This window comes from Synechococcus sp. 1G10 (assembly GCF_002252625.1).
In the GTDB taxonomy this organism is placed as follows: Bacteria; Cyanobacteriota; Cyanobacteriia; order PCC-6307; family Cyanobiaceae; genus Regnicoccus_A.
In genome coordinates, this window is sequence record NZ_NQKW01000084.1 from 1 (window position 1) to 220 (window position 220).

At 61.4% G+C, this 220-nt stretch carries 1 pseudogene; it reads left to right on the plus strand.

The features are described 5' to 3' along the window. Positions 1-220: pseudogene (locus tag CJZ82_RS17580) on the plus strand (transposase); the annotation flags it as partial.

A 220-nucleotide genomic window follows, 5' to 3' on the forward strand; every position in this document is an offset into this window, starting at 1 on the left:
GCTCCGAGAGGCTGCTGCTGGAGCAGCTCCACTACAACCTGCTGTTCCGCTGGTTTGTGGGCCTCAGCCCCGACGATCCGATCTGGCATCCGACCACCTATGGCCTCCGGCCGACTGCGTCTACACCAAAAACCGCGATCGGCTGCTCAATGACGACGTCATGGGGAAGTTCCTGGAGAAGCTGATGGGAGCTCCCGAGGTCAAACCCCTGCTCAGCGAT